20 protein-coding genes, 1 tRNA gene and 2 pseudogenes are annotated in these 26778 nt (G+C 38.0%); 15 read left to right on the top strand and 8 right to left on the bottom strand.

The window, feature by feature from the left end:
- Window positions 1-11 precede the first annotated feature (11 nt).
- From dnaA to gpsA, 9 genes are all read left to right on the top strand, one after another.
- The gene (dnaA, locus tag NMK50_RS00175; RefSeq protein ID WP_254770407.1) at window positions 12-1583 is read left to right on the top strand and encodes a chromosomal replication initiator protein DnaA; all 1572 of its coding nucleotides are present in this window, start codon (window positions 12-14) and stop codon (window positions 1581-1583) included.
- 185 nt (window positions 1584-1768) lie between these two features.
- Window positions 1769-2884 (top strand): DNA polymerase III subunit beta, encoded by a 1116-nt coding sequence (gene dnaN, locus NMK50_RS00180; protein ID WP_254770408.1) that lies wholly within the window; start codon window positions 1769-1771, stop codon window positions 2882-2884.
- A gap of 20 nt (window positions 2885-2904) precedes the next feature.
- Window positions 2905-4038 carry a DNA replication/repair protein RecF gene (gene recF / locus NMK50_RS00185; RefSeq protein WP_254771245.1) on the top strand — a complete coding sequence of 378 codons (1134 nt, stop codon included), beginning with the start codon at window positions 2905-2907 and terminating at the stop codon, window positions 4036-4038.
- Between the two features lie 51 nt (window positions 4039-4089).
- A complete protein-coding gene (locus tag NMK50_RS00190; RefSeq protein WP_254770409.1) occupies window positions 4090-4533 on the top strand; it encodes a type II 3-dehydroquinate dehydratase in 444 nt (147 codons plus the stop codon).
- A 146-nt stretch (window positions 4534-4679) separates the two neighbouring features.
- Window positions 4680-5651, top strand: a complete 972-nt coding sequence (cyoA, locus tag NMK50_RS00195; protein ID WP_254770410.1) for a ubiquinol oxidase subunit II — start codon at window positions 4680-4682, stop codon at window positions 5649-5651.
- A gap of 73 nt (window positions 5652-5724) precedes the next feature.
- Window positions 5725-7743, top strand: a complete 2019-nt coding sequence (gene cyoB / locus NMK50_RS00200; RefSeq protein WP_254770411.1) for a cytochrome o ubiquinol oxidase subunit I — start codon at window positions 5725-5727, stop codon at window positions 7741-7743.
- Window positions 7740-8405, top strand: a complete 666-nt coding sequence (locus tag NMK50_RS00205) for a cytochrome (ubi)quinol oxidase subunit III (RefSeq protein WP_254770412.1) — start codon at window positions 7740-7742, stop codon at window positions 8403-8405. Before cyoB ends, NMK50_RS00205 begins: the two co-directional genes overlap by 4 nt.
- Window positions 8405-9241, top strand: coding sequence for a cytochrome o ubiquinol oxidase subunit IV (gene cyoD / locus NMK50_RS00210; protein ID WP_254770413.1), 837 nt, complete (start codon window positions 8405-8407; stop codon window positions 9239-9241). The genes NMK50_RS00205 and cyoD overlap by 1 nt, the downstream gene beginning before the upstream one ends.
- Before the next feature lie 454 nt (window positions 9242-9695).
- Window positions 9696-10718, top strand: a complete 1023-nt coding sequence (gpsA, locus tag NMK50_RS00215; protein ID WP_254770414.1) for an NAD(P)H-dependent glycerol-3-phosphate dehydrogenase — start codon at window positions 9696-9698, stop codon at window positions 10716-10718.
- 258 nt (window positions 10719-10976) lie between these two features.
- Here gpsA and fabI read toward each other — a convergent pair whose 3' ends face one another.
- Genes fabI through fabA form a run of 3 tightly spaced genes read right to left on the bottom strand, consistent with a single transcriptional unit; the run spans window position 10977 to window position 13617 of the window.
- Complete coding sequence (gene fabI, locus NMK50_RS00220; protein WP_254770415.1) at window positions 10977-11795, bottom strand: enoyl-ACP reductase FabI; 819 nt, start codon at window positions 11793-11795, stop codon at window positions 10977-10979.
- A gap of 51 nt (window positions 11796-11846) precedes the next feature.
- A complete protein-coding gene (gene fabB, locus NMK50_RS00225) occupies window positions 11847-13067 on the bottom strand; it encodes a beta-ketoacyl-ACP synthase I (RefSeq protein WP_254770416.1) in 1221 nt (406 codons plus the stop codon).
- A gap of 40 nt (window positions 13068-13107) precedes the next feature.
- Complete coding sequence (gene fabA / locus NMK50_RS00230; protein WP_254770417.1) at window positions 13108-13617, bottom strand: 3-hydroxyacyl-[acyl-carrier-protein] dehydratase FabA; 510 nt, start codon at window positions 13615-13617, stop codon at window positions 13108-13110.
- Between the two features lie 230 nt (window positions 13618-13847).
- Between fabA and irrA the strand changes: the two genes are divergently transcribed.
- Window positions 13848-14342: an iron response transcriptional regulator IrrA gene (irrA, locus tag NMK50_RS00235; protein ID WP_309486017.1), complete on the top strand. Its 495-nt coding sequence runs from the start codon at window positions 13848-13850 to the stop codon at window positions 14340-14342.
- A 64-nt stretch (window positions 14343-14406) separates the two neighbouring features.
- On the opposite strand, the pseudogene NMK50_RS00240 reads toward irrA, so the two are convergent.
- From NMK50_RS00240 to NMK50_RS00255, 4 genes and pseudogenes are all read right to left on the bottom strand, one after another.
- A pseudogene (locus tag NMK50_RS00240) lies at window positions 14407-14933 on the bottom strand (SH3 domain-containing protein).
- A 1869-nt stretch (window positions 14934-16802) separates the two neighbouring features.
- Window positions 16803-17027 (bottom strand): 30S ribosomal protein S21, encoded by a 225-nt coding sequence (rpsU, locus tag NMK50_RS00245; protein ID WP_254770418.1) that lies wholly within the window; start codon window positions 17025-17027, stop codon window positions 16803-16805.
- Between the two features lie 196 nt (window positions 17028-17223).
- Window positions 17224-18897 (bottom strand): formate--tetrahydrofolate ligase, encoded by a 1674-nt coding sequence (locus NMK50_RS00250; RefSeq protein WP_254770419.1) that lies wholly within the window; start codon window positions 18895-18897, stop codon window positions 17224-17226.
- A 685-nt stretch (window positions 18898-19582) separates the two neighbouring features.
- Complete coding sequence (locus tag NMK50_RS00255) at window positions 19583-19837, bottom strand: hypothetical protein (RefSeq protein WP_254770420.1); 255 nt, start codon at window positions 19835-19837, stop codon at window positions 19583-19585.
- A gap of 122 nt (window positions 19838-19959) precedes the next feature.
- Here NMK50_RS00255 and NMK50_RS00260 point away from each other — a divergent pair, with 122 nt between their 5' ends.
- The 3 genes and pseudogenes from NMK50_RS00260 to NMK50_RS00270 form a co-directional block, all read left to right on the top strand.
- Window positions 19960-20124: a hypothetical protein gene (locus NMK50_RS00260; RefSeq protein ID WP_254770421.1), complete on the top strand. Its 165-nt coding sequence runs from the start codon at window positions 19960-19962 to the stop codon at window positions 20122-20124.
- Window positions 20121-20426: a GNAT family N-acetyltransferase gene (locus NMK50_RS00265; protein WP_256481586.1), complete on the top strand. Its 306-nt coding sequence runs from the start codon at window positions 20121-20123 to the stop codon at window positions 20424-20426. Before NMK50_RS00260 ends, NMK50_RS00265 begins: the two co-directional genes overlap by 4 nt.
- A 659-nt stretch (window positions 20427-21085) precedes the next feature.
- Window positions 21086-21338: pseudogene (locus tag NMK50_RS00270) on the top strand (integrase); the annotation flags it as partial.
- A 577-nt stretch (window positions 21339-21915) separates the two neighbouring features.
- On the opposite strand, the gene NMK50_RS00275 reads toward NMK50_RS00270, so the two are convergent.
- Window positions 21916-21992: transfer RNA gene (locus NMK50_RS00275), tRNA-Arg, on the bottom strand.
- A 370-nt stretch (window positions 21993-22362) separates the two neighbouring features.
- On the opposite strand from NMK50_RS00275, the gene NMK50_RS00280 reads away from it, so the two are divergent.
- Both NMK50_RS00280 and NMK50_RS00285 read left to right on the top strand, forming a co-directional pair.
- A complete protein-coding gene (locus NMK50_RS00280; RefSeq protein ID WP_254770423.1) occupies window positions 22363-23505 on the top strand; it encodes an efflux RND transporter periplasmic adaptor subunit in 1143 nt (380 codons plus the stop codon).
- Window positions 23502-26636: an efflux RND transporter permease subunit gene (locus NMK50_RS00285; RefSeq protein ID WP_254770424.1), complete on the top strand. Its 3135-nt coding sequence runs from the start codon at window positions 23502-23504 to the stop codon at window positions 26634-26636. Before NMK50_RS00280 ends, NMK50_RS00285 begins: the two co-directional genes overlap by 4 nt.
- Window positions 26637-26778 lie beyond the last annotated feature (142 nt).

Raw genomic sequence — 26778 nt, forward strand, 5'->3', positions numbered from 1 at the left:
CAGGATGAAAGATGGTGGATAAGTTGAACTCTAAAGCTAGTTCCTTTAAAAGGGTTGCGGTGAATATCCTGTCGGCAGAAAAAGTAATAAAGAGTCATATGACGGATAGTGGTAGGGCAGTGAGCAATAATGCTCCTGTTAATTATCCTGTTGTATCAGAGGAGGAAGGCACAGCGGCTTTTACGCGTGTGATGGCGCAATTAAAAGCACAGGTTGGTATTGAGGCTTATACGAGTTGGTTTGGGCGTGTAAAGCTTGCGGAATATAGCCGTAATCTTGTAAAGCTTTCTGTCCCTACAGCGTTTTTGCGGTCATGGATTAATAATCATTATGGCTCTCTTTTGACCAATTTATGGAAGCAAGAGAATTCAGCGATTCTTCGTGTTGAAGTTATCGTTCGTGGTATGAAGCGTGTTTCAAGAGGTATCGTTTGTAAGACAAATGTCGCTCCTGTCGTTTTAGAAGAGCAGGTGGCACCATCTTTTGTTGAGACTTACCCAGAGCATTCAGTAAAGAGTGTTCAAACAGGTGTTTTGGGTTCACCACTTGATTCTCGTTATACTTTTGAGAGTTTTGTGGAGGGTTCTTCTAATCGTGTCGCTTTGGCTGCTGCACGTTCGATTGCAGAAGGACACAAAAGTGCTTTAAGGTTTAATCCTCTTTTTATTCATGCATCTGTTGGCTTAGGAAAGACGCATTTACTCCAAGCGATTGCGGCTGCAGCGTTGCAGCGTTTAATGTCTGCGCGGGTTATTTATTTGACTGCTGAATATTTCATGTGGCGTTTTGCGACGGCTATTCGTGATAATGACGCTCTTTCTTTTAAAGAACAGCTTCGTGATATTGATCTTCTCATTATTGATGATATGCAATTTTTGCAAGGAAAGTCGATACAGCATGAATTTTGTCATTTGCTTAATATGTTGCTAGATAGTGCCAAGCAAGTTGTTGTGGCTGCGGATCGTCCACCAGCAGAATTAGAATCGCTAGATCTTCGGGTTCGATCTCGTCTTCAGGGAGGAGTCGCCCTTGAAATTGAATCACCAGATTATGAAATGCGTTTGAAAATGTTACGTCAACGGTTAAAGTTGGTGCAACGAGATGATAGTATGGTTTCAATTTCTGATGATATTCTGGATTATATTGCGAGAACAGTTTTAGGATCAGGACGTGATATTGAAGGAGCATTTAATCAGTTATTGTTCCGTCAGTCTTTTGAATCTGATTTATCTTTAGAACGGATCGATGAATTGTTAGGTCATTTGACACGTTCCGGCGAGCCTAAGCGCATTCGCATTGAAGAAATTCAACGCACAGTTGCGCGTCATTATAATGTTTCTAAGCAGGATTTGTTGTCTAACCGTCGGACACGTACAGTTGTGAAGCCGCGACAAGTTGCAATGTATTTAGCCAAGATGTTGACACCCCGTTCATTACCAGAAATTGGCCGTCGTTTTGGTGGACGTGATCATACAACGGTTTTACACGCTGTACGAAAAATTGAAGATTTGCTTTGTGGTGATCAAACATTGGCCAAAGAGCTTGAATTGCTTAAGCGGTTGATTGGAGAGCAGACAGCGTAATGGTTTTGCTTCTCTTTAAAGAAGTATCATAGAGAAGTTAATAACAAAAACTATTTTTTTCTTGTACAGGGGGCACTTGCCGTCGTAAAAGAGGTTGAAGAGAATTCAGTAGATGATTCTTAAAGAAATAGGTTTTTTAAACTGAAAGAGTTTATGTAGTTTTGGTAATTTGTAACGGAGATTTTATGCGTATTACAGTTGATCGCAGTCAATTCCTTAAATCTCTAGGACGTGTTCACCGTGTGGTAGAACGTCGTAATACTGTTCCTATTCTATCGAATGTATTGATTGATGCAGACAATGATAGTGTACAATTAAAAGCAACAGATCTTGATTTAGAAATTACGGAATCTTTTAAAGTCAATGTTAAACAAACTGGTGCAATAACTGTTCCAGCACATTTGTTGTATGATATCGTTCGAAAATTTGCTGATAGGAGTGAAATTACATTATCAGTTGATGAGAATCAAGCAAATACGATGTCTGTTGTTTCCGGTTGTGCGCACTTTCAGCTTCAGTGTCTTCCGAAAGTCGATTTTCCAGAGTCGCTTCCAGGGCAGTTTGGTTATCGCTTTTCTTTACCGGCATCAGGATTGAAACATTTACTTGATTGTACGCAATTCGCTATTTCTACGGAAGAGACCCGTTATTATCTTAATGGTATTTATTTTCATGTTATTAATGATGGTGTTTTGAAGCTGCGTTTGGTTGCAACCGATGGCCATCGTTTGGCACAAGTTGATATGGAGGCACCCTCAGGTGTTGATGGTATGCTAGGTGTCATTATTCCTCGTAAAACTGTAGGAGAGTTGCAAAAGCTTCTTTCAGAAGAAATGGATGGTGATGTATGTGTCGAACTCTCAGAGACAAAGATTCGTTTTTCTGTAGGTTCTGTGGTTTTGATATCGAAGTTGATTGATGGAACATTTCCAGATTATCAGCGTGTTATTCCTCTTGGGAATGATAAGAAGTTGGTTGTCAATAGGCAGGATTTTTCTTCTGCGGTTGATCGTGTTTCAACAGTTTCAAGTGATCGTGGTCGTGCGGTAAAGTTAACGATTGAACAGGGGCAATTGAAGCTTGTCGTTAATAATCCCGATTCAGGGCGTGCGGAAGATCAATTATCCGTAACTTATTCATCTGATCCGCTTGAGATAGGTTTTAATTCACGTTATCTTTTGGACATTGCGGGACAACTTTCGAATGATGAAATGGTTTTTATGTTGTCCGATTCTGTAGCTCCAGCGCTGATTCGTGATAATGCAGATGCGCTTTATGTGCTGATGCCCATTCGCGTTTAGGGGCGATTATTTTGCAAGACATAGCTTGTCATGTGCACAAAGTGGCAGTGAGACAGCTAAAGCTTGTACGTTACCGCAATTATCCTTCTTTTAATCTTCATTTTTCAGGTCAGCATGTGGTTTTTACGGGCTATAATGGTGCTGGTAAGACAAATCTTTTAGAAGCGTTATCTTTTCTTTCTCCTGGTCGTGGTTTACGGCGTGCGGCTTATTCTGATATTAGCCTTAAAGATGGTGGTGGTGGAGGGTTTGTTGTTTTTGCGCGTCTTAAATGTGCCCTTTATGATGAAGTGAATATTGGTACAGCTTTTGAAGTTGGTGGTAACAGCCGAAAAGTTCATATTAATGGTGTAAATGAGACAGGTGATTGCCTAACAGATTATTGTCATATGAGTATTCTAACGCCTTCTATGGATAGTCTTTTTACAGGACCTTCAGTTGAACGCCGTCGTTTTTTGGATCGTATGGTTTTAGCTATTGATCCTTTGCATAGTCGCCGCATAGTAGATTATGATAAAGTTATGCGCGCACGTAATCGTTTATTTTTAGATGGAAATGAAGATGATGTTTGGTTTGATTCTTTAGAAAAGCAAATGGCGGAGTTGGCGACAGCTATTGCAGCGGCGCGTATCGATGTTATACGTCTTTTAAATGACATGTTTGCACAAACACCATCACAGATACCTTTTCCACGTGCTTTTTTACAAATTGATGGTTTTTTAGAAACAGCTTTGAGGACACAGTCAGCGGTTGAAGTTGAAGAGCAATTTTGTAATCGGTTACGACATAACCGTGCAATAGATCGCGCTGCTGGTCGGACATTAGAAGGACCGCATCGCACAGATTTACAGGTTTTTTATGCTGATAAAAACGTGGTGGCAACATCTTGTTCAACAGGTGAGCAGAAGGCGCTTTTGATAGGTTTGGTTTTGTGTCATGCGCGTTTAACAGGCATGATGTCAGAGAGAGCTCCTATCCTTCTTCTTGATGAAATGGTTGCACATCTTGATCTTCATCGGCGTACGGCTTTATTTGATATTCTTGATGATTTAGGTGGACAAACATTTATGACAGGAACGGATCGCGTTTTATTTGATTCCTTAAAAGGACGAGCGGAGTTTTTTGAGATTAGGGATGGAGCTTTATTGCGATAAAAAACATGCTAAATTTTTTATAAAGCAATAGTTATACAGAAGGGGTTTATTATGTCTGCAATTATAACGATTTTAAATGGCCCTAATTTAAATTTTCTGGGTCAACGAGAGGCGGAAATTTATGGAACTGAGACTCTAGAAGAGATCGAAAAATTTTGCAAGGAATGGGCAACAAGGGCTGGTATAATCATTCATTTTCATCAAAGTAATTTTGAAGGCCAATTGGTAGAATGGATACAGGCGGCTATTGGCGAGAGTGCTGGATTGATCATCAATCCAGCTGCTTATAGCCACACATCTGTTGCAATTCTTGATGCCTTAAAAATGTTTACAGGGATAAAAGTAGAAGTTCATTTGTCTCACATTTATCAGCGTGAAGTTTTTCGCCATCATTCTTATACGTCGACAGGTGTGGATGCGATCATTGCTGGTTGTGGGAGTGATGGATATTGGCTTGCGCTTGAATATGTTGCTAAAAGGATTAAATTGGCATAAAAGGGTCAAAAGTTGTATAATGTTGTATAATATTGATGTGGGGATTTGAATTGACTTGATAATTCTTTCTAAATAGGTAAGCATAATATTAAAATTTTGTCATTTTTGGATGATAACTTCTATCATGTATGGATGGGGCAGGTGGAATGAGAAACTTTGTTAAACATATAAAGATGTTCGTAATTTTAGGGGTGGTGTTGCTTTTATCTGGCTGTAAGTTTGATGTTCTTCATCCAGCAGGGTATGTTGCACGGCAACAGCTTATTTTAATTGTTATTTGTGTTGCTGTTATGCTTTGTGTTGTGATTCCAGTTATGGTGAGTGTGGTGTTTTTTGCCATTAAGTACCGTGCCTCGAACACTGCGGCAGAATATTTACCTGAGTGGGGGCATTCAAATAAGATTGAAGCATTCATGTGGGGTATTCCAATTGTTATTGTAATGGTTTTAGGTGCGTTGACAGCTTATTACACCTACCAACTTGAACCAGAGAATCCTCTTCCAATAGAGGTTGTTGGTGAAGGAAAACCGTTACAAATAGATGTGGTGGCTACTGATTGGAAATGGGTCTTTTTTTATCCTCAATATGGTATTGCATCGATCAATGAAATTTATGCACCTAAAGATCGTCAAGTTTTGTTGCAGTTGACATCAGAGAATTCTGTGAATGCCTTTTGGGTAGCGAGGCTAGGAACGGTTCTTTACGCTATGCCGCAGATGAATTCTAAGTTGCATTTGGTAGCGGATGAGTACGGAATATTCGAAGGATCTTCGGCAAATTACAGTGGTGATGGTTTTGCACAGATGCGCTTTAAATGGCATTCTGTGTCTCAGCAAGATTTTGATAATTGGATTGCTAAAGCTCGATCTCATGGACAAGCTCTTGATCGTGCATCTTATCGTCAGCTTTCTATTGCGCCTCGTATGGGTGATATTGCTGCGAAGGAAAAAGATGCTGAGGTACGTTATTTTGCACCCGTTGAAGAGCGGCTTTATTACCGGATTGTAAATCGATGTGTTGATGAAAATACGGTATGTAATGAGAACTTAATGAAGCGTGCTGCGGCTCAGACGCTTTGGGGTGCACTTTGTTCTGTTTTTGATCCTGATGTTCTTTAGAACATCAATCGAGAAAGAAATCTTTTAAAAGCAGATTTCTTTTAACTGAAATTCATTTGATATGGGTTGAGAAATGTTTGGAAGACTTACAGATCCTACGGCAGGTGCTTTTCATGCACTTGCACATGAGCCGATCGTTTTATACACATGTATTGCGATTGTTTTAGGTGGTTTAGCTGCTGTTATTGCTTTAACAGTCCTTCGATGGTGGGGAGTTTTATGGCGAAATTGGATTACAACAGTTGACCATAAACGCATTGGTATTATGTATATTGTTCTTGGTATTATCATGCTTGTTCGTGGTTTTGCTGATGCGATTATGATGCGAACACATCAGGCTATGGCGCTTGGGAGCGAAACGGCGGGGTATTTACCACCTGATCATTTTGATCAGATTTTTTCGGCTCATGGCACTATTATGATTTTCTTCATGGCTACGCCTATTTTATTTGGTCTTTTCAATTATCTGATACCACTTCAAATTGGCGCGCGTGATGTTGCCTTTCCCTTTGCGAATAATTTAGGGTTTTGGATTACTGCTGCGGGAGCAATATTGATTAACATATCCCTAGGTGTTGGTAATTTTGGTCGTGGTGGTTGGTTGATGTATCCACCTTTTACCGAATTGCAAGGAAGTCCAGATACAGGGGTCGATTATTATTTATGGTCACTTCAGCTTTCTGGTATTGCGACGACGATGGGGTCAATCAATTTTGTTGCAACCCTTATTAAAATGCGTGCTCCTGGGATGACATTGATGAAAATGCCTGTTTTTTGTTGGAGCGCTTTTGTTAGCAATGTCCTTATTCTAGTGATTTATCCTGTTTTGGCTATCGCTTTTGCGCTTTTGGCATGTGATCGTTATTTAGGTATGAATTTTTTTACCAATGTTGGTGGTGGAAATCCGATGGTATGGATTAACTATGTTTGGATTTTTGGTCATCCTGAAGTTTATGTTTTGGTTGTGCCTGCTTTTGGGATTGTTTCTGAGGTTGTCTCGACTTTTTCTTCAAAGCGCCTCTTTGGTTATACTTCAATGGTATGGGCAATGTTGGTTATTTTGATTCTTTCCCTTTTGGTTTGGGGACATCATTTCTTTACAATGGGTGGAGGTGAGGCTGTCAATACCTTCTTTGGTATTGCAACGATGATCATCGCGGTTCCAACAGGTGTTAAAGTTTTTAATTGGTTGCTGACAATGTACAAAGGCCGGATTCGTTTTGAGCCTCCAATGCTTTGGTGTATGGGAATGATCTTTACGTTTGTTGGTGGTGGATTAACGGGTGTTTTGCTCTCTATTGTGCCTGCTGATTGGCAGTTTCATAATTCGCTCTTTTTGGTAGCGCATTTTCACCATACAATTATTGGTGGTGTTGTTTTTGCATATTTAGCTGGGATTGCTTTTTGGTTTCCAAAGGTTTTTGGTTATAAACCGAATCGCGTATTAGGTATTGCATCTTTTTGGTGTTGGTTCATTGGTTTTTATCTTGCATTTTTTCCAGTGTATGCGCTTGGGCTCATGGGAGCAACGCGTCGTCTTCAACATTATATGGAACCGAGTTGGCAACCAATGTTTATCATTGCCGCATTGGGTGCCTTTATTATTTTGCTTGGTATTCTTTGCTTTGTATTGCAAGTTGTTTTAGCAATTTGGTACGGTATTAAGCATAAGGGGCACTTACCAGTAACGCTCAATGATTCTTGGGGTGATGGACGAACACTTGAGTGGTCTATCTCTTCGCCACCTCCTTCTTACAATTTTGCAATAATTCCAGAAGTGCAAACTGACGATGCTTATTGGAATATGAAGAAGAATGGTTATAAACGTCCAATAAATGGGTTTTCAAGAATTCATATGCCTTCAAATACAGCAGCAGGGATTATTGCCGGATTCTTTTCGTTAGTTGTTAGTTTTGCGCTTGTTTGGCATATTTGGTGGCTCGTTGCTCTTGGATTAATTGGTTTTATTGCAACGATTGTGTGTCACTCTTTAACGGGTGATCATCATGGTTATTATATTCCAGCTGAAGAAGTTCAAAAAACAGAAGATGCTTTTACAGCTGTTCTTAAAGAACAAGGAGCAACAGTATGAGTACAATGGCAATGAATAATATGCACATTGATGGGCATCATCACGATAGTAGTTCAGTAATGACATTTGGTTTTTGGGTCTATATTCTTTCAGATTTGATCCTATTTTCGACACTTTTTTCAACTTTTGCTGTTTTTTCTGCTTCTTATGGGGGAGGAAAAGCAGGCAATGAGTTTATTGATTTAAAGTTTGTTTTGGTTGAAACTGCCATTTTATTACTGTCATCAATTACTTATGGATTTGCCATGGTGCAAGTCCATAAACGTAATCTCAGTAGTGTGCGTTTCTGGATGGCTTTTACCTTTGTTCTTGGGAGCTGCTTTATTGGAATGGAAATTTACGAGTTTCATGAGCTTTTAGGTGAGGTCTTTTATTACGATCCTGGTGCTTATGCTGGTATTGATCCTACAACAGGTTTACAGCTTTTTGGAAAAGAAGTTTTGTCTGCTTATTGGTCAGCGTTTTTTGCTTTGGTTGGTACCCATGGTCTTCATGTGAGTGTTGGTCTCCTCTGGATGATCGTGATGTTTTTTCATCTTCATCGGAATGGCTTGGATGAGGACAATAAGACGCGTTTGACATGCCTTTCAATTTTTTGGCATTTGCTTGATATCGTATGGGTTGGTGTTTTCACTATGGTTTATCTATTAGGAGCATTGTAATGAGTGTGCATAACGAAACACATGGTCCCAGTACTGGTTCCTATTTAATCGGTTTCATTTTAGCTGTATTTTTCACGATGGGTTCTTTTATTCCTGTGATGTATGGAATGATGGAAAGTTGGGCAATTAGCACAAAGGTCGTCTATCTTATTGGGATGGCAATTATTCAGATTATCGTGCAAATTGTTTTCTTTTTGCACTTGAACTCTGGTCCGGATGCCAAATGGAATTTAAGTGCTTTATGGTTTGCCGTTATCTGCGTTTTTATTATTATTGGGGGCACGTGGTGGGCTATTTCTCATTTGAATTATAATATGATGGGTGGTTCAGGACGTGTTATTGAGCCGGAAATATTAAGTAATTCTGTAACAGTGCCAGAGCAATTACCAGATACGAAAACACCTATGGAACAGCAGGCACCTATAGAGCAGGCACCAGGTGTGGAAATGCCTGTGGGGCAAACGCCTGTAGAACACGCACCAGGTGTGGAAATGCCTTTGGGACAAACACCTGTAGAGCAGACGCCGAGTGTGGAAATGCCTGTGGGGCAAACGCCTGTAGAACACGCACCAGGTGTGGAAATGCCTTTGGGACAAACACCTGTAGAGCAGACGCCGAGTATGGAAATGCCTTTGGGACAAACACCTGTAGAACAGACGCCGAGTGTGGAAATGCCTGTGGGACAAACACCTGTAGAGCAGACGCCGAGTATGGAAATGCCTTTGGAACAAACACCTGTAGAGCAGACGCCGAGTATGGAAATGCCTTTGGGACAAACACCTGTAGAACAGACACCAGGTGTGGAGATGCCTATGGAGAAAGAACAAAATATGTAAACTCCTGTAAGGTGGTGACAAAGAATAAAGAATTTGTGGGGCCAATACGAAAACATTGGCCCTTTTTATAAATGGCAACAAAAAATGCTTATAGGAAGTTAGATAAGATGTTGATACGAAGTATTAGTGGAACAATTGTTTAGGGGGATATTATAATTTTGAATGTACTTTTATTTTGCAATGAGCAATTTCATAGATAATATGGTGCTGCCTTAATTCTTGTTTGATACAAATATCTATTTATAGAATAGAATAGACAAGAACGACATTTATACAATTCAGTACGGAAAAAATATGAGGAACTTTAAAAGATCTCAGGTTTTATGAGACGAAGCCGTGAAGGAATAGAGTTTTCAAGTTCAGTGAATTTATATTAAAAATATTTCATTTTAGTATCTTTACAGCAATAGTGTACAATGAGAACTGAAGATTGAGAAAATAAGCAGAAAATTTAATGAAAGCAGTTTCAACGACAGTGATTGGTGCCGGTTCTTTTGGCACTGCTTTGGCTATAGCTCTTGCCCGTAACGGTCGTCGTGTTTTACTTTGGGGATATAATCCTCAACATATCGAAGAATTGCAGAAATACCGTTGTAATCGGGCATTTTTACCCGATATTCAATTTCCTGAAAATCTATTGCTTGAAGCTTCGCTTGAGACAGCAATAATGGCAAGTCGCAATATATTGATTGTTGTTCCAAGTCATGTATTTCGTCAAGTATTGTGTAATATCCACCCCTATTTGGATCAGAATTCACGTATTATTTGGGCAACCAAAGGCTTAGAACATGGTACAGGGCGTCTTTTGCAAGAAGTTGCTTGTGATGTTTTGGGTGATAAAATTCCTTTAGCCGTCTTTTCTGGACCAACTTTTGCTAGAGAACTTGCTATTGGCTTGCCTACGGCGATTACGGTAGCAGCCTCTGATGCTGAATTTAGTGAAGAACTACAGCAACTTTTCCATTGTAGCAAAAATTTTAGAGTTTATAAAAATTCAGATATGATCGGTGTTCAATTAGGTGGAGCAGTCAAAAATGTCATTGCTATTGGTGCAGGTATGTCAGATGGTATGGGATTTGGAGCAAATGCTCGTATCGCTCTTGTCACACGAGGATTAGCTGAAATTAGTCGTTTAGGTGTTGCTATGGGTGCTGAACTTTCCACATTTATGGGTATGACAGGGTTAGGGGATCTCGTTTTAACATGTACGGATAATCAGTCGCGTAATCGTCGTTTTGGAATGCTGCTTGGAAAAGGAATAAAGAGAGAAGCAGCAAAAAAACAGGTTGGTCAAGTTGTTGAAGGTTATTTAAATACGAAGGAAGTCCATACATTAGCACAACGTATCGGAGTGGAAATGCCAATTACAGAGCAAATTTATCAAGTTCTCTTTTGTGATAAAAGCGTAGTTGAAGCAGCCAATGCATTACTCAGCCGGACGTTTAAAAATGAGAGTGATGGTACAGTATATTTTTAATGATTCAAATAGACAAGATAATGCAATTACAAAAAAACTTAATAATGAATTGTATTGATCATTAACAAACCAATCATCTTAACGGATTATATGTGCATGAGGTCGTTTTTTGTATAGTATGAGCTGTTATCTTAGTCGTATATTCTAAAAACAAAGAATCTCTCATTATTTATAGCGTTTATGTTAGAAAAAGCATGCAATATACTTTTAAAACGTCATATACATGATGAGTTTTTACACTTTTAACAATGTTAATAGTCATTCTCCTTGCGTTTCTTCACTTTGTTTCAGTTCTTCAAGTGTTGGCATAGACATAATGTTATAACCTGAATCAACGTAATGAATTTCACCAGTAACGCCTGATGATAAATCAGAAAGTAGGTAAAGAGCAGATTTTCCAATTTCTTGAATGTTCACGGTACGGCGCAATGGTGCATTACGGCGTTGATAGGAGAAGATTGCACGTGCAGATGCGATACCATTCCCCGCTAATGTTCTCACAGGTCCCGCTGAAATTGCATTGACGCGAATATTCTGAGGGCCAAAATCCGCCGCTAAATAGCGTACCATAGCTTCTAAAGCCGCTTTAGCAACGCCCATAATATTATAATTAGGAACAACCTGCTGTGAAGCACCATAAGTGAGCGTTAAAAGTGCACCTCCATTGGGCATTAGTTTACCGGCACGTTGGGCAATTTCGGTAAAGGAATAAGCTGAAATAACCATTGTGCGTTTAAAATTTTCGCGCGTTGTGACATCAACGTAACGCCCTTTTAGTTGATTTTTATCTGAAAAACCAATGGCGTGAACAATGAAATCAAGAGTTCCCCATTCTTTTTCAAGATGTTCAAAGACATAATCAACATTTTCAATTTTTTCAACGTCGCATTCAAGCAACAATTTGCAACCGAGTTTTTTTGCTAGTGGTTGAACGCGTTTTCCAAAAGCCTCACCTTGATAGGTAAATGCCAATTCAGCACCGGCTTGTGCGAGTTGACAGGCAATCCCCCAAGCAATTGAATGGTCATTTGCAACCCCCATAATAAGGCCACGTTTGCCCTCCATCAAACTTTTCATATTATTCTCCATAAAACTATGCCTTTTTTCAATTCGCTAAAAACTCTTATGTTACACATAGCGTTGGAAAACGAGCGTTGCATTGGTACCACCAAAGCCAAATGTATTTGATAATACAGTATTAAGTTGTTGGTGATCACGACGTTTACGAACAATCGGCATATTGCTAAAAGCTGGATCCAGCTCTTCAATATGGGCACTCTCACAAATAAAATTATGATTCATCATTAACAGTGTATAGATTGCTTCTTGAACACCAGCAGCTCCCAAAGAATGACCAGTCAAAGATTTTGTAGCAGAAATTGGAGGACATTGATCACCTTCTCCAAAGACACGGCGGATTGCTTCTATTTCGGGAGGATCACCAACAGGTGTTGCTGTTGCATGGGGGTTGATATAATCAATTTTATTATTTACCGTTGCAAGGGCCATGCGCATGCATCGTTCTGCTCCTTCGCCAGAGGGAGCCACCATATCATGTCCATCGGATGTCGCGCCATATCCAACAATTTCTCCATAGATTTTTGCACCGCGTGCTTTAGCAAGTTCTAATTCCTCAAGAACCAAAACACCCGCTCCACCAGCAATAACAAATCCATCACGATTGATATCATAGGCACGTGAAGCTTTTTGGGGTGTGTCATTATATTTGCTGGACATGGCACCCATAGCATCGAATAAAACAGATAACGTCCAGTCTAGATCTTCGCAACCACCAGCAAAGATACGATCTTGCTTGCCATATTGTATTAATTCGTAAGCATTGCCAATACAATGATTGGAAGTAGCACACGCTGAAGAGATTGAATAGTTCACACCTTTAATTTTAAAAAAAGTTGCGAGTGTTGCGGATGCTGTCGAACTCATTGCTTTAGGTACAACAAAGGGACCAATACGCTTTGGACCTTTTTGGCGCGTAATATCAGCGGCTGCGACGATAGATTGAGTTGAAGGTCCTCCAGAACCCATAATAATACCTGTGCGTTCACCGGAAACTTCATGAAGTTCTAAACCCGCATCAATGATTGCCTGATCCATGGCGATATGATTCCAAGCTGTACCACGTCCATGAAAACGCAAAGCACGCCGATCAACCAATTCTTCTATATTAATATCAGGTTTTCCATAAACTCTGCTACGAAAGCCTAATTCGGCATATTGTGGTGCGTAAGAAATTCCAGATTTTGCTTCATACAAACTGGTTAAAACAGCTTTAGGGTTATTTCCAATTGCGGAGACAATTCCCATTCCAGTTACAACAACTCGACGCATTCATACCTCCTTGTTTATGTCTCTTCTAATGGAAATAGTTTCAGTCTTCTTTAAATAAAGCAACACGTAAATCACTTGCTTTATAGATGGCTTCTCCATCTGCTTTTACCCACCCATCTGCTATTCCTAAGACCAGATTTCCACGTCGGATACGTTTAAAATCTATCCCATATTCAAGAAGTTTAGTTTGCGGGGTTACCATACCTGATAATTTTACTTCTCCTGTTGAGATAGCTCTTCCTTTTCCTGGTTCTCCTAACCAACCGAGAAAAAAACCTGTTAATTGCCACATACCATCTAAACCGAGACATCCTGGCATAACTGGGTCACCTATAAAGTGACAGTCAAAAAACCATAGGTCTGAAGTAACGTCAAATTCGGCACGAACCATTCCTTTATTGTATTCACCACCCGTTTCACTAATTTGAGTGATTCGATGAATCATTAACATAGGTGGTGCAGGTAATTGTGCATTACCCTTACCAAACATTTCGCCGCGAGCGCAGCTTAGAAGTTCTTCATAAGTGTAGCGAGACTTTTGTTCAGTCATTATTACTCCATTTATTTGCGTATATTTTTACTTCTGCGCTTTTCCCAATATACTTTTAGAGCAAATTTTAAAGAGAGGGAAATGATTTTATATCATTTTTAATGACAAAAGCCCTTTTTTATGTATCCTGCGTAGATGGTTATTTAAAAAGTGAAGTAAAAATTATACCAGCTTGTTCCTATTTTTTGTATTTTAACCTTCTTTGAATGAAAAGACAGTGTGGTTTTAACATGACAGTGAGCGCAGATAATGTGAGTTTGAATGAAGGGCAACAGTCTGTAAAAGATTGTGAGAAGGTTGTGGGTTATTATTCTATGCTTATGCTAGAAAGATGTTTGCGTCAAAATGGTTTACGGCCAACACGCCAGCGATTGCAACTTGCGAATATGATTTTTTCTCAAGGGAATCGCCATATTGCTGCTGAAGAGCTCTATGAAGAGGCAATAGCGTTGGGTGTGCCTGTGTCTTTAGCAACGGTTTATAATACGCTTCATCAATTTACGGAGGCGGGGTTATTACGGATTATTGCTGTAGAAGGTTCAAAAACTTGGTTTGATACCAATACATCTGATCATTATCATTTTTATATAGAAGGCGAAAACCGTATTCTTGATATTCCTTGCAATTTGGAGGAGGCTCCGATCATTGCAAATTTGCCTCAACCGCCTGAAGGTATGGAAATTTCTCATGTTGATCTGATTGTTCGGTTAAAACCAAAAAATTAACCTAATGATGACAGTGAAAGTGCAACAAGCAGTGAGATTTAAACGTATTAGATTTGAAGATTCATCAATTTTTTAGTTGTTCATCAGGATAGATTCCCCATAACTGGGCTTGATGAAGCCATCCGCGGATATTATTAATGCTCAGTTCACACCAATGTCCATCACATTGGCGAATATTGACAATGACGTTGGGTTCTACTTCTGCGACAAGTTCTGCGTCGTCTGCTGGATTTTTGCGTAACATGAGTCTTTTCGTTTTATCTTTTTGCCATGGAACAGTTATAGCGGTTCGTTTGCCTGATAAGAGTGATTGATATACCCACCCCTCATCACCTTCGGCATCACGAATTTTTCGCCATTGATCATATTCTTGGATGATTTCAATCGGCAAACCCTTTTTTTATAGGTAAACATGATAGAGTAATTGCTCCCTGGCCCGATGCGTACATTAACACGGGTAGGTTTAATGGAAGCAAACCGCGGAAGTGGTAAACCACTTGGCCCTAAATTTTGATTAAGTGTTTGGGCATGCAAAAAATGGGATGAATTGAATACAAAAACGCCTGCTATTAGAACATATAATGCAAGCATTAAAGATCGAAACAAACGAAGATGTTGCACACTTAAACCTATTTATCTTTTCGTTTTATATATTGGTAATCTAGGAATCGAAAGATAAGATCGAGAATTGATTAAAGCTATGACATACGGCTGGTTAAAGAGATCTAAACAACAAAGAAATTGTTACAAAAATTATGGGATAAGGAATATAAAAACGTGCACTTTTTTAATGCAGATTTTTTTATGAAAGATAGCTTTACATCAACGTCTAATGCTCATGGAGGTGTATGCTTGAGCTAAATATTGATTATTGACGGTTAAATATCTTGTAAGCTGTATTATCTTTTGTATGATAGATAAAAATATTGTCTCACATTTTTCGTTTTTACATTCTTTAACGACGTTATCTTCTTCACGAAACAAACAATATTATTATGCTATCATTTCGTACGTATTTCACAAAGCTATTCCTCATTGTTGACAGACTTATTTTACTACAACATCTATGAATGTTACAATACGAAATCAATTGGGGACTGCTATATAAGGTATAAACGCGTATTATCGTTTTATTTATCCGCTCATAATATGGCGAACTGCTCTTATATTAAATAATTACATGAGAAACATATTCATTTCTTTTTTTAATAGTTTTATTAACTTATTATAAGAAAGTTTGAAACACACACACTTCTTGAGAGCAAGCCAATGTAATGAACGAGTTTATAATTCCACAGATCGTAAAGATGGTGGTTTTCGGTGTCAATGTTTTGTAGAAGCTTTATAGCTTGGGTAGTACTACGATTTGATGAATTAAAAATGCTATAATATGCTAAACAAAGAAATTATGCTATGGGGGTATGTATAAATTTCGGTTCATAATCGCGGCAAAACCAGAGCACATTGTCCTACAGTATGGTGATATAATATACCATCTATGTATATTAAAAATATAATGGCCGTTTATGCCTAATTTCGGTTTTTTGTACCAACAAGATAGAGAAATATGAAATTCAACGAAAGATTCTGTACAGAACTTGCTCATAAAATCTATAAAATGAATTATAGAAGTGATCAGCAGAAAAAACTTATTTTTAAGAAAAATCAATCTATTAATTAGACTCGTGGTGGTTAGGAATCTTTATTCTTTAAAATAGGGGGGACATAATAAGCCAGAATATCATTATATTTACTAGCTCTCAAGGTTGCGATAATTCTCGCATTTAGACGGTTTATAAGAGTTATTTTCATTATTTTTTAAGAATTTTTGCCCATACACTACTCAACTTGGAAGCTACAAAGGAATTGCTTTTTTTGATTCAACATGATTTGAAATGAGAGAAGCTTACGATATTCGATGGGTTAATTGAAGTTGCAAAACAGTAAAATATCATTTTAGACCAATATGTTATTTTAAAAAAGCCGCAAGTTTTATCGCTTCACTGAACAAGTGAAAGGAAGAAGATTGTTTATTTTTTATAAAGCAATGACATACTATGAGAATAATTTATATTTCGTAGTCTAATAGGTTCAAGAAATGTAAAAGATGCTGCATATCTGATGTCCATAAACAAATCTTACAAGATTTGTTCGTAAGGAAAAATGATATTGAGAAATATTGCTCCACACTCGATGTATTCTAACACCAACGACCTTTAACAATCTTAAAAAACACTTATATCTTATCACTTAAAAAGACAAGCGCTCGTGAGATTCTTATTGCAAGAAAACTATTGCTTCTAAAAGAATCTCTAACCTATCTCTATTGAGAAAATAAACAAAAAACAACAAGAAGAGTAAAAATTACCGCTCACACCAGCAGAACACTCCTGAGATGTTACACAGATACCATTGCAGATGCAATTTTAAGAACGTTTAAACAAAAACATACTATTTTATTTAAGCATTCCGACCGTTAGTGATCAAACCTTCTCTTTGCGCACGTTTACGAGCAAGCTTACGTGTACGACGAACAGCTTCAGCTTTTTCACGAGCACGCTTTTCAGATGGTTTTTCATAATACCCACGCATCTTCATTTCTCGGAAAATGCCTTCACGCTGCATTTTTTTCTTCAACGCACGCAGCGCTTGATCAACATTGTTATCACGAACGAGTACTTGCACGATCTATCCTGCTTTGTTTCATTGTCACAAATAATAGGTAAAAACCCAGCCCTTTTTAAAGTCATTCTTAAAAGGACATACGCTGAAAAACATATATCACATAAATAAGGTACTTGTCTACATTGCTTTTTAAAATTCTATTCTTCTCACTAGGAAATGTTGTTTATAATACATGATTAAGTTTACAAATATATGCTTATGAAAGTCCCTGTATCTGATCATTTTTGTCAAGATGAATTTTTTCAGCGGCAGGAAAATGTGGTAAACCAGGCATGGTCATGATATCTCCGCAAATGACAACAATAAAGCCAGCGCCTGCTAAGAGGCGGACTTCTCGTATAGGAATTTCAAAATCAACAGGAGCACCGTATTGAGAGGGATCAGAAGAAAAGGAATAGGGTGTTTTTGCCATACAAATAGGGTATGTGCCATACCCTTCTTTTTCCCAGGATTCTAACTGTTTGAGAATAGGAGCAGGGATGATAGCGCTACGTCCACCATAGAGTTTTGTGATAATGCAATTAATTTTCTCAACAAACGGTAGATCATCTTGATACAGAACTTTGAAATGGGAATTTTTTTCTTCAATCAATGTAACGAGTTCTTGTGCGAGTTCTAGAGCGCCTTTTCCCCCTTTTTCCCAATGTTTGCAAACAATAGCCTTATGTCCAGTTGTCGCAACTATTTTTTGTAATGTATTTATTTCAGCATCGCTATCGGTATTAAAATGATTAAGGGCAACAATACAAGGAATGCCATAATGTTCCATATTTTTGATATGCCGTAAAAGATTAGCTGCTCCCTTTTGTAGGGCAGGAATATTTTCTTGTGACAGATTATTTTTGTCCACACCACCATTCATTTTTAATGCGCGAATTGTTGCAACAATCACTGTAGAATCTGGTACAATATTGGCTTGTCGACATTTAATATTGAAGAATTTTTCTGCTCCAAGATCAGCTCCAAATCCTGCTTCTGTGACAACATAATCTGCGAGTTTTAAAGCAGTTTTTGTTGCTATAACTGAATTACAGCCATGAGCAATGTTGGCAAAAGGCCCTCCGTGAACAAGAACAGGGTTATTTTCAATTGTTTGTACGAGATTGGGTTGCATGGCATCTTTAAGAAGAGCGGTCATTGCACCTGCTGCATTGAGATCAGCAGCTGTCACGGGTGTTTTATCATAACGATAGGCGACAATAATTTTTTTAAGTCTTTGCGAAAGATCTTCCAAATTTTGAGCAAGACAAAAAACAGCCATAATTTCTGATGCAACAGTAATATCGAAACCTGTTTGACGTGGAAAACCGTTTGTGATTCCACCCAATGAAATAACAATATCACGCAACGCGCGATCATTCATATCGAGAACACGTTTCCAAACAATGCGACGTGGATCAATATTCAGAGTGTTCCCCCAGTAGATATGATTATCGATCATTGCGGCAAGAAGATTATGGGCAGCTGTAATGGCATGGAAATCACCAGTAAAATGTAAATTCAGATCATCCATCGGTACAATTTGAGCATAACCGCCTCCAGCAGCACCACCTTTTATACCAAAACAGGGACCTAGAGACGGTTCTCTCAAAGCAGCGATTGTTTTTTTTCCGATGAGATTGAGGGCATCGTTGAGCCCAACAGTTGTTGTTGTTTTTCCCTCTCCAGCAGGCGTTGGATTAATAGCCGTGACGAGAATAAGTTTACCATCCGGATTTTCATTGAGTGATTTTATATAGGTAGAAGAAATTTTAGCTTTGTCATGTCCATAAGGAATGAGATTTTCGTGCGCGATACCAATTTTTTGTGCAATTTCTGTAATATGTTGTTTCTGAGCAGCGCGAGCAATTTCAATATCTGTTTTAGGCATGGAAAAGTTCTTTACTTAAGTTTTGTTGACATGAAGATTTGTACTGTAATCGGATGAGAGAACCTATAGCATAGATGGGGAAGATAGGGTATTATAAAAGTTGACAGACTGTGCAAGAGAGAGTGCTCTGTTGAGTTTTTTGATTCTCTAAACAGTTTATTTTATTGAGATTTTCTATATTTTGCTAAGAAGGAATGTTAGAGCTCTAACCATTTTATGGTAGAGGTTTTTGTTAAACTAATAAAGATTTTTCAGAAGAAAATATTTTTTGCATTTTAAGAGGTGAAAAAGATCTTCAAAGATTGCCCTTTAAAGGAGTAAGTACGTACGCCTTAGATATCAGATGCATCTAAACAATATCTTGGAGAGAAGTTCTGATTCGTAATCAGAAGAAGCAAGTACAGTGCCATCTAGCAACGCTACGAAGTATATAATTGCGTATCAAGAGAGATTCTGATCTGTGTTTTTCCGTCACAAATTGATTTATTGCTATTTTTAATGGGTAGGAGGCTTTTCATAAGGTTCAAAAAATTGAGGAGAAACAATAACAATATTGTCTTCGAAGATAATTTTTTACTATGGGCGGTGGATTTCTTCGGACTTGCAGATTATAGAGGCTTCTTTAAAAGGATTTGGTATTATTTTTGATCTGACGAATTTTTTTTACAGCCCCAGTATTAAAAGATCAATTTAATATGATGAGCAATGATAAGAAAAAATAAATGTTAAATAAATCAAAAATTGACGTATCATTAGAGAATAATTTTTTTTCAAAGGTGTGTTTTTTACCAAAACTGTGTTCCAAAATGAAGGTTGTTGATTTTTCAAATGGGGTGTCTTCTGTTAATTCAACATTTTCTTCAGATATATTCAATATTACATCTACTATATCTACTAAAAATTTACAAGAAACTATACCTGTAGACCAAGCAAAGTCCATAATTGATTCCTTTAATGTACAGAAACTACCTTTAGTTTGGTGGGTTGGACCTTGTTCGTCTCATTATAACGTCGATGAAGTTCTCTTATCGATCGGCTTAGCATGTTGAGACAAAGGTGAGAATGGCGGCTTTAGCTCAAGATATAGACGCACGTATTCCTTTTATGCTGGATAATTTCAAAATTAAGGAAGTTGAATCACTTCAAGATTTTAGAGATTATGGAAATGTTATGGCATCAATATTTGAGCCTTTTGATGAGAAGGCGATAATATTTATGAAACAATAGGTGGCTGTTATAAAAAAGATTCTAATGTAGGTATGTTCGTTGGTTATATAAATAATAATCCTGTGGCAATATGTTTTTGTATTAAAGTGGATGGAGTTGGTAGGGTCTATGATATTGTCACCAATCCAGATTTTCAGAAAAGAGGGGTTGGGACATTCATGACAAAAATTGCTATTGAGCATTTAAAATGTCACGTTATTGGCATGCAAGCCTCTAATGAGGGAATTGGCATTTATAAAAAACTGGGTTTTAGAAACTTTGGTGAATGCAAAGTTTATTCCAATAAACATATGGTAGTTTAGCTATGGACTCTTTTTTTGCTCATTTATATGATTTTTAGCAGAACTTAAATAGAGTCGACCAATCCATACAATTAAGGAAACTTGGCCAATTCCTTTTAATACTGATATAGAAAACGAAAATCAGTTATTACAAATATAATTGTTTCAAATGACTCGCTAAGATTTTTTATGATTTTTCAATCATTGTCTCAAAAAAAGGTATCTATCGTAGATCCAATTTGGACAAGTGAAAATTTTTTTTGATGTAATTGATAATTTACGGTTTATTGCTGGTCTTTATGAAGAGCTAGAAAGAAAATATTTAACACGACAGTTTCATCATAGTGTATTAGAGAGTTGTCCTGTTAGTAAATTTATAAACAAGATATTGATTTATAAAGATTAATAATTGTTTTCCCACTTGTATCATAATCCAAAACATTGTAAAATTTTCTCATCTCATCTCATCTCATCTCATCTCATCTCATCTCATCTCATCTCATCTCATCTCATCTCATCTCATCTCATCTCATCTCATCTCATCTCATCTCATCTCATCTCATCTCATCTCATCTCATCTCATCTCAAATCCCCTTATGTTGAACCAAGTGAAATTATGTTTCTGCACATCATAAGCGGGGTTGGAGTATGGGGTGAAAACTGTTTAGAAAGGAGAAAAAATGCCTTTAATGAATCGTCTCAATACCAAGGGCTGTTGCAACATTGGGGGCTGGCAAAGAGTATGATGGCGCCAGCTTGCACCTTCATAAGCGTAAAGATGGTGATGCTCAACGGCTTTTACGTCATATCATTCACGGGCGGCGTCGTGAAATGGGCTTGGGTGCTCTTTAAGAGATGTCTCTTTAAAACAAGCCTGTGAATGTGCAACTGGGTGGCGTTCTGTTTTATGTGATGATCGTGACTCCATTATACACAATAACCCAGCTGTTAACCCAGTTCTTGAAGACATTATATACGATGAGCCTATGTTTTTCTCTTCAAATAAAAAGCATATCAAAACCGCTGTTTTTTATCTTAAGAATAGTCATCAAAATTTTGCTTACACTCGCCAGCTCATTTGAATAAACGAAAAAAAGCTCACTCATATTATGAAATATGCGCGTTTAAATAAAGTAAGTTTATTCTCTATTTTAATTTATAGAGTTAATTAATTCATTCAAGTTTTTTACAATCTAGATGGTATAGATTTTGCTATACCACTTTCCTCAAGAACCACTGACAATTTAGAAAAGTAAGAATGCTTATTTGACACGCAGTTATTATCATTAAACACAAGCCGAGATAATATTTCACCATCAATCGTTCAAAACTTTTTATTAGAATGATGAAAAACGCCTAAATCATGAAACGATTATCATAACACTCCAAAAAAATTGTATTGGGGCTAAATGATCAAAAAACTACAAAAAAGTTCAGGATAGATAAAAAATAAGCTCAAAGAATCAAAATTCCTGAACTTTTAGAGAGCCTATTTACTTTAACTGATATATGGCGCACCCGAAGAGATTCGAACTCCTGACCCCCAGATTCGTAGTCTGGTGCTCTATCCAGCTGAGCTACGGGTGCATAATTTATCATTAAGATAAGGGGTTTCCTAATCGTTTCCTTAAGGAATTGCAAGTGAAACTTGGTGAAAATAGAAATTTTGTCTTTATGTTTTTATACACTTTAAAAAAGGTTGTAGTATCTTTCTGATTTCAGATGGTTTTGTGTAGGATTCTTTTTGTTCTGTAAATAGGATCATTCAATATGGATGATAGTTAACTTGACGCTTTAAGTTACACAAGATAATCAGATGCGGGTAAGATATGTTTTTCGCGGTGGGGAGCAAGTTACACTGCCTGCAATTCGGTTTTTATTTTCAAACTCGAATGTGACTGTTGAAAACTGTTTTGGACAAATTTACGCATTATAATGATACAGTAAGGGTAGATGTATGGAGTTGTCAAAAAAGATTTTTCCACTGGCGTTTTTCATTGTCGTTTTGATGGTTACTTATTGGGTAGGAAAACAGAGTTCAAAACACCCCATTCCTATAGTGGATAAAACAACAACTACATCGAATAAAACTTTAAAAGCATCAATGGGAAGGCCACCAACAAAGGTTGTTGTTGATCTTGTAAAAGTTCAAGGTTTTTATGAACAGTTGAATGCACTTGGAAGTGGAAAAGCATTCGCTGCGGTAGAGTTAACCCCTTGGTCATCAGGCGTTATTGATAAGTTTTTTGTACCAGCTGGTACAAAAGTACAAGAGGGTGATGCAATTGCGAAACTTGATTCTAAAAAAGAGGAAATAACAGTTGAAAAAGCAAAAGTTCAACGTGATAATAGTGCATTAACATTTTCGCGTATTCTTAAATTACGCTCCAGCAAGACAGCAACAGAAGTTCAAGAAATTACGGCACGCTTGGAGTTGGATAACGCAAATTTGGTTTTGCGCGATGCGACTTTAGCACTTGATCGGCGAACAATTCGCGCACCAATCAGCGGCGTTGTTGGTATTTGGCTTGTTGATAGAGGGAATGCTGTTACTTCTAACACGATAATAGGCCGTATTGAAAACAGAGAACGTATTTTAGTCGATATATGGGTTCCTGAACGGTATACATCGCATATTCATAAAGGAGATGAAGTAAAAGCAACATTAACGGCACAGCCCGATAAAACGTTTGTTGGTCATATTTATGCAATTGATAATGTCATTGATCCAGAAAGCCGCACACTTCATGTTCAGGTTGAAATCAAGAATGAAAAAGATACGCTCCTTTCAGGCATGTCTTTTTCTGTTGCCTTTCAATTCTACGGTGGTGCTTTTCCTGTCGTTAACCCTCTTGCGGTTCAGTGGAACAGTAAAGGGTCATTTGTTTGGTGTGTGAGAGAAGGAACAGTAGAAGCGATTCCAGTATCCATTATTCAGCATAAAGCAGATCAGGTGTTTGTGAAAGCGCCTTTAAAGAATGGTGATCAAGTTGTTATTCAGGGAGTACAGATGCTTCATCCGGGGAGTAGGGTTACTTTTGATGATTTAAAGTCCCATCAACAGCAATTATCAGTGCTTCATGGGCAGGATGTACAATGAGTCAGGAATTGAGCACGAAGCAACCTATGACACAGGTAGAGCAAGGCGGTTTCATTGCCTTATTTATTCGCAGGCCGGTTTTTACCTTTGTTGTAAATGCCATGATCATGATTGCGGGGTTTTCTGCTTGGTTGAACGTTGATGTCCGCGAATTGCCAGATGTTGATATTCCTGTGCTAACAATTATGACGATTTTTTCTGGTGCATCAGCAGAAACAATTGATCGTGAAGTTACAAAAAATATCGAAGATGCTGTTTCTCGTGTTTCAGGTGTTAAAACAATTTCTTCAAGTTCTTCTTTTGGTCGTTCCCGTGTAGAGATTAATTTTAATGTCGGTATTGATTTGAATGTTGCAGCATCTGATATTCGCGATGCCCTTTCTCGTATTGCTTATTCTTTACCCAAAAACGCCGATACCCCTTTGATTATTAAAGCAGACTCGAATGCTGCTGCAATGATGTATTTAGTTGTCACTTCACCAACGATGAGTATTGATGATTTAACAGAAGTTGTAAACGATCAAATTGTTAATGCGCTTTCTGCTGTTGATGGTGTTGGTGACGTGCAGGTTGATAGTGCACGCACGAAGATTTTTCAAATTGATGTCGATCAAGCAAAGCTTGCCAGCTATGGATTAACTGTAGCGGATATTTCACGTGTTCTTGCGGATATGACAACGGATGTACCAGTAGGGTCATTACGCAATTCTAAGCAAACTTTAATTGTACGTGCTACTGCGCGTTTAACAACACCAGAATCTTTTGAGGAAGTTGTTTTAAAACCGAATGTGCATCTTGGTGATGTTGCGCATGTTACTTTATCACCCGATGTGGAAACGGTTATTCTTCGTGTCAATGGAAAGACAGGAATCGGGTTGGGAATTGTGCGTAAAGCACAATCCAACACCCTTAATATTTCTCAAGGAGTTCGAGAAGTTGTTAGTCACCTCAAAAGTATTGTTCCTTCTTCTGTTCATATGGATATCATTAGTGATGATGCAGTTTTTATTAAAAGTGCACTTCATGAGGTTGAGGTAGCATTGGTTATTGCTATTCTCAGCGTTATTTTGGTTATTTTTCTTTTTTTAAGAGATATGCGTGTAACGCTCATCCCCGCATTATCTATTCCTGTCGCTTTAATTGGTACAATTGCTGCTATCTACCTTGTTGGATTTTCGTTAAATATTCTCACATTTTTAGGTCTTGTTTTGGCAACAGGGCTTGTGGTGGATGACGCGATTGTGGTTCTTGAGAATATTGTTCGGAGGCGTAATATGGGCTTAGGTCCTAGAGCAGCAGCGGTTCTAGGAACACGAGAAGTTTTTTTTGCTGTTGTAGCAACAACATTGACTTTAGTTGCTGTTTTTGTGCCTATTTCTTTTCTTCCTGGGCAAGTGGGAGGACTATTTAGAGAATTTGGTTTTGTATTGGCAATTTCTATTCTTCTTTCTTCTATTGTTGCTTTAACACTTTGCCCTATGTTGGCTTCGCGTTTTCTCAAAGGACATGTGGAAAGCGAGAGGGAAGGGGCGCATTATCTTACTTTTTTGCATAAGTTAGGTTCTTTTTTTAGCAAAGGATATGCTTATAGTTTGCATAAGTGTTTGCAAAGACCTTGGGCTGTTATTTTGGCTTCGTTGATTTTTGCAGGTCTTTGTCTTGGAGGCTATACAAAATTACAACAGGAGTTGACGCCAGCAGAAGATAGAGCGTTGATCTTTTTGGTTATTACTGGACCACAAGGTATTTCAACACAATATTTAAATGAGCAAGTGAAGCAGATTGAAACGCGTTTACAGCCATTACGTGATTCTGGAGAGATTGCGAATAGTTATTCTATTGCCGGCATTGGTGGTTCATCAAATACAGCTTTTTTGGTTTTGTTGCTTTCTTCTTGGGATAAGCGCGTGCGCTCTCAACAAGAGATTGTAGAGGATGTTAATGCAAAGGTGAGACAGTTTCCAGCCGTTTTTGTGTTTGCTGTGCAGGGAAATTCTTTAGGCGTTAGAGGAACGGGACAAGGTTTACAATTTGCAATTCTTGGCAATGACTATACCAAATTACAGCCGATAGCTAATAAGCTTGTGAGTGCTTTGCAAGCTGATCCGCATTTTATTCGCCCACGGCTTACTGTTGATGAAACACAACCACAGTTTTTTATTGAAATTAACAGGGAAAAAGCCTCTGATTTAGGGATTGATATCACCAATTTAGGCAATAAATTGCAAGCAATGTTGGATGGTAAAAAAATTGGTTCCGTTTATGTCAATGACCATTCTTATGATGTAAAACTAACTTCGCGTCACAATCCACTTAACAATCCTCACGATTTGGAAAATATTTTTTTAAAAACCAAGAGCAATAAATACGTTCCTTTATCAGTTATTGCACATTTACAGGAAAAGGCCATTGCACCTCAACTAAAACGAGAAAAACGCATGAGTGCTGTTATTTTAAGCGCAAATCTTGCTCCAGGTGTCGTTTTAGGGGACGCTTATCAGACTGTACAAAAAATTGCTACTCCTTTATTATCAGGGGAAAATTATATTGTTCCTTTAGGGGAAGCCGCTACCCTTGGTGAAACATCCTCCAATTTTGTGATTGTCTTTGGAATAGCCTTTGTAATTATTTTATTGGTCTTAGCTGCTCAATTTGAGAGTTTTATTTCAGGATTTATTATCATGGCGACTGTACCACTAGGGATTGGTTGTGCGGTCATTGCTATGCTTTTGAGTGGAGTGAGTCTGAATATTTACAGTCAAATTGGTTTAATTTTGTTGGTGGGGGTTATGGCTAAAAATGGTATTCTTATTGTCGAGTTTGCAGATCAGTTACGTGATCAAGGAAGAAATGTGCGTGAAGCTATCGAAGAAGCGGCAAATATTCGTCTGCGTCCAGTTTGTATGACGATGATTTGTGCTCTTTTAGGGGGTATTCCTTTGGTTTTAGCCAAAGGTGCTGGAGCAGAGGCACGTGTTGCTTTAGGTTGGGTTATTGTTGGTGGTTTGGGCTTAGCAACTATTTTTACGCTTTATGTCACACCAGTTGTTTATCTTTTTCTCGGACGTTTTGTAAGACAAAAAGCAGAAGAAGCTGTACGCTTAACAAAAGAACTCAGCCAAGTTGAATGATGTATCTGGTAAAGAAACGTTTGGAAGTTTTCAATTTTTGTTTTAAAAATGCCATTATCGAATTTTACCTTCCTGCTTTCATATCCCTTTATTTTGCAAATGAATAGTAAAAATAGGTTAATAATAAAGGATCTCCCCGCTG

The organism is Bartonella harrusi, assembly GCF_024297065.1.
Lineage (GTDB): Bacteria > Pseudomonadota > Alphaproteobacteria > Rhizobiales > Rhizobiaceae > Bartonella > Bartonella harrusi.

What these genes read in the sequence shown, in the direction of transcription:
- dnaA (WP_254770407.1), top strand. Translation starts at nt 12, where the DNA reads ATGGTGGATAAGTTGAACTCTAAAGCTAGTTCCTTTAAAAGGGTTGCG.
- dnaN (WP_254770408.1), top strand. Translation starts at nt 1,769, where the DNA reads ATGCGTATTACAGTTGATCGCAGTCAATTCCTTAAATCTCTAGGACGT.
- NMK50_RS00190 (WP_254770409.1), top strand. Translation starts at nt 4,090, where the DNA reads ATGTCTGCAATTATAACGATTTTAAATGGCCCTAATTTAAATTTTCTG.
- cyoA (WP_254770410.1), top strand. Translation starts at nt 4,680, where the DNA reads ATGAGAAACTTTGTTAAACATATAAAGATGTTCGTAATTTTAGGGGTG.
- cyoB (WP_254770411.1), top strand. Translation starts at nt 5,725, where the DNA reads ATGTTTGGAAGACTTACAGATCCTACGGCAGGTGCTTTTCATGCACTT.
- NMK50_RS00205 (WP_254770412.1), top strand. Translation starts at nt 7,740, where the DNA reads ATGAGTACAATGGCAATGAATAATATGCACATTGATGGGCATCATCAC.
- cyoD (WP_254770413.1), top strand. Translation starts at nt 8,405, where the DNA reads ATGAGTGTGCATAACGAAACACATGGTCCCAGTACTGGTTCCTATTTA.
- gpsA (WP_254770414.1), top strand. Translation starts at nt 9,696, where the DNA reads ATGAAAGCAGTTTCAACGACAGTGATTGGTGCCGGTTCTTTTGGCACT.
- fabI (WP_254770415.1), bottom strand. Translation starts at nt 11,795, where the DNA reads ATGAAAAGTTTGATGGAGGGCAAACGTGGCCTTATTATGGGGGTTGCA.
- fabB (WP_254770416.1), bottom strand. Translation starts at nt 13,067, where the DNA reads ATGCGTCGAGTTGTTGTAACTGGAATGGGAATTGTCTCCGCAATTGGA.
- fabA (WP_254770417.1), bottom strand. Translation starts at nt 13,617, where the DNA reads ATGACTGAACAAAAGTCTCGCTACACTTATGAAGAACTTCTAAGCTGC.
- irrA (WP_309486017.1), top strand. Translation starts at nt 13,848, where the DNA reads ATGACAGTGAGCGCAGATAATGTGAGTTTGAATGAAGGGCAACAGTCT.
- NMK50_RS00250 (WP_254770419.1), bottom strand. Translation starts at nt 18,897, where the DNA reads ATGCCTAAAACAGATATTGAAATTGCTCGCGCTGCTCAGAAACAACAT.
- NMK50_RS00255 (WP_254770420.1), bottom strand. Translation starts at nt 19,837, where the DNA reads ATGGACTTTGCTTGGTCTACAGGTATAGTTTCTTGTAAATTTTTAGTA.
- NMK50_RS00260 (WP_254770421.1), top strand. Translation starts at nt 19,960, where the DNA reads ATGGCGGCTTTAGCTCAAGATATAGACGCACGTATTCCTTTTATGCTG.
- NMK50_RS00280 (WP_254770423.1), top strand. Translation starts at nt 22,363, where the DNA reads ATGGAGTTGTCAAAAAAGATTTTTCCACTGGCGTTTTTCATTGTCGTT.
- NMK50_RS00285 (WP_254770424.1), top strand. Translation starts at nt 23,502, where the DNA reads ATGAGTCAGGAATTGAGCACGAAGCAACCTATGACACAGGTAGAGCAA.